The sequence below is a fragment of the Photobacterium sp. OFAV2-7 genome, assembly GCF_022347985.1.
GTDB lineage: Bacteria > Pseudomonadota > Gammaproteobacteria > Enterobacterales > Vibrionaceae > Photobacterium.
The window spans coordinates 1-2,958 of record NZ_JAKRFQ010000672.1 but is presented as its reverse complement, the minus strand read 5'-3'; the positions used below and the strand labels follow the sequence as shown (position 1 = coordinate 2,958).

Sequence of the window (2,958 nt, the reverse complement as noted above, 5' to 3'; positions counted from 1 at the left end):
AGCGCGTCGATCCTGCGGCTTACTGTACTGTGAGGTATGTTTAAGGCAGCTGAAGCTTGTTTGAGGCTTCCTTTGTCGACTACGGCACAGAATACTTTTAGGTCGTCGAAAACCCTTTTCACATTACTTCTCCAATCCTTGTGATGTTGCTGATTATCCCAAAGTTGCAATTAAAATGTCTACAATAAGCACTATGACTCAAGCAAAGTTTCAACTTGTATCAGATTCGTACCAGAATGAGCTGATAGGGGATGTGCTAATGGTGAACACATCCTGAAAACATGGCAGGGCTCACTCGGCCTTACCATTAACAATTGCTGAGATGTCTTCGGGGCGGGCAGGTTTGCTGAAGAGATAACCTTGCGCCATATCACATCCAAGTTGCTTCAATTTGTGCGCTTGTTCCGGCTCTTCGATTCCTTCGGCGACGACTTTACAATCTAAGTTGTGCGCCATTTCTATCATTGAGCCAACTAGCAGTTGTGTCTTCTGGTCGGTAAGCAAATCATCAATGAAATACTTATCAATTTTAATGCAGTCAACGGTGAGGTGTTTGAGAGAGGCGAATGAGGAATAGCCTGTACCAAAATCATCGATAGACAATGACACCCCTAGTGCTTTCAGTTCCTGAAATACTGATAGGTTTTTCTGGTGCGTTTGAAAAACAGTTTCTGTCACTTCTAATTCTAAATCTGATGCCGCAATGCCTGTTTCAGCAATAACTCTTGAAATTAATGGAATAAAGTCAGGATCAAGAAAGTGATTTGGAGAAATATTGATAGCCACGCGCATAGTGGGTAAGTCTTGCTTTTTCCAGGCCATCAATTGTGTACATGCTTTCTTAAGGACGTTTTCCGTAAGTTGTTTTATCATACCTATTCGTTCAGCGATTTCGATAAACTGAATAGGTGAAACTTGTCCCAGTTCAGGGTGATGCCATCGAGATAACGCTTCCACGCCCACGATGTGGCCTGATTCCAAATCATGTTGGGTTTGATAGACCAGAGATAAAGCGTTTTGTTCGATTGCCTCTCTGAGGTATTGCTCTACTTGGAAACGGTATTCAGCTTCAGCCGCCAGTTCCTTACTATAGAAAGCATATTGATCTTTACCTTGATCTTTTGCGGTATAAAGCGCGGTATCTGCTGCTTTCAACAAGCTCTGAAGGTCTCTGCCATCTTCTGGATAGAATGCAATTCCAATGCTGCAGGTTTGAAAGAACGTCCTGCCAGAGACTTCGGAAGGTTTTGCTACTATGGCGAGGTAACGAGCGGCTATGCTTGCTGCAAAATCCTTGTTCGTTGCCTCTTTGGCAATGATGCAAAACTCATCGCCGCCAAGTCTTGCTAGAAAATGCTCCCCTTGGCCAACAGAAGCTAGCCGTTCAGCAACTTCTTGGAGGTGCATGTCACCAACATCATGTCCAAGGCTATCATTGATATCTTTGAAGTTATCGAGATCCAGGTAATAGACACTAAATCGACTGTCAGTATTTGAAGATTGCTTTATCAATGCTTGAAGGCTGGCATATAAGCAACTTCTACTTGAAAACCCTGTGAGCTCATCTGTATAGGCGAGTTCCCTGATCCTTTTTTGATTGTGATCTCTTTCCATAACTATACCGGTCAGCATGGCAGCGGAAGTTAGAGCTTCTGATTCATCTTCGGTCGGGAGCGCAGGGTGGTTGTAATACATGCCAAATGCACCTAATACCTTACCGGTGGAGCTGATGATTGGCTCCGACCAACAGCAACGCATGCAATGCGGAAGAGCGACATGTTTGATTGCAGACCATTTGGGGTCGGTTTCAATATTTTAACAAGAACCCTTTTGCCTGTGTAGGTGGATGTTCCACAGGATCCGATGTTAGGGCCTATTTTGAGGCCGTTGACCGCGTCACAGTACTCTTGGGGTAGGCTGGGCGCTCCGCCATGCAGTAGCGTGTCTCCTTCCAGCTCGAGCATGGAACAACGCATGCCGACATAGAGGTTTTCATACATTAGTGCGATTTCATTATAGATATCGGAGGTAGGAAAACCTTTGGCGATCATTTCAAGGATTTTTGTGTGCTTTTGGGTGAACAGCTCTGCTCTTTTGTGCTTTGATATATCGACATGATAGCCCACAAGGCGGTTAGGTTTAGAGTCGGAGAACTTTGACACTCGAAGCGCAATAGATCGAATATAAACGTAATAACCTTGTTTGTGACGTAAACGCATCTCCACTTCAAAAGAGTCTGACCTGCCTGATATGTAATTTTGAACTTTTTCTAAAATGGCTTCTTGCTCGTCGCAATGGACCAGCGATTTCCAGGTATCTAAATGATTTTCTAATTCATCCTCTTCGTAACCCAGCATCGATTTCCAGAGTGGAGAGTAGTAGACTTCGTCAGTATTCAGGTTCCAATCCCACACCGCTTGGTTATCACCATGCAACGCAATGACAAACCGTTCACTACTTTTACTTAACTCATGAGAAAGTGACTTGTTCGTTTCGTGTATCGGGGCTAATTCAGTTTGTAACTGATTTACTTGTGATAACAAGTTGGGATTAGATTTCATTTGAATTAGATTATTATTTATTGATATAGCTATATATTACTTAATGATATGAAGAATTAACAGATTTTAAGCCAATACTTTGAGGTATAAAACTAAAGATAAATACGTTAATAACTAAAGCGTTAAGAATGCTTGGTTGTCTATATCTTTGATTTTTTGTTGTTTTTTAGTGGTGTATATCAAACATATTGATTATTCAGCAGAATACTAACAGTTAATTAGGCTTTTCTCTAAATCTAAACATGTTCAAATATCAAAATGATTACGACTCTAGGTGCATATTGTTTTTTACAGTGTGTTATTTCAATTAATATATTTTTAGTTGATAAGTAACAAGAGTATTTCTAAAAATTAAAGCTTAGGAATTCAACAATAATTTGTTCACAACCAATGGGAA

The 2,958-nt window shown here is 41.2% G+C and carries 3 protein-coding genes; all 3 read right to left on the bottom strand.

Features of this window, described 5'->3' with window-relative positions; translation table 11 throughout:
* Positions 1 to 122 (bottom strand): LysR family transcriptional regulator (locus MHN01_RS22825; RefSeq protein WP_239413639.1); only part of this gene is annotated, 122 nt, incomplete at its 3' end.
* Between the two features lie 169 nt (positions 123 to 291).
* Positions 292 to 1,695 carry a bifunctional diguanylate cyclase/phosphodiesterase gene (locus MHN01_RS22820; protein ID WP_239413638.1) on the bottom strand — a complete coding sequence of 468 codons (1,404 nt, stop codon included), beginning with the start codon at positions 1,693 to 1,695 and terminating at the stop codon, positions 292 to 294.
* An 11-nt stretch (positions 1,696 to 1,706) separates the two neighbouring features.
* Positions 1,707 to 2,561 carry a PAS domain-containing protein gene (locus MHN01_RS22815; RefSeq protein ID WP_239413637.1) on the bottom strand — a complete coding sequence of 285 codons (855 nt, stop codon included), beginning with the start codon at positions 2,559 to 2,561 and terminating at the stop codon, positions 1,707 to 1,709.
* Positions 2,562 to 2,958 lie beyond the last annotated feature (397 nt).

What these genes read in the sequence shown, in the direction of transcription:
- MHN01_RS22820 (WP_239413638.1), bottom strand. Translation starts at nt 1,695, where the DNA reads ATGTATTACAACCACCCTGCGCTCCCGACCGAAGATGAATCAGAAGCT.
- MHN01_RS22815 (WP_239413637.1), bottom strand. Translation starts at nt 2,561, where the DNA reads ATGAAATCTAATCCCAACTTGTTATCACAAGTAAATCAGTTACAAACT.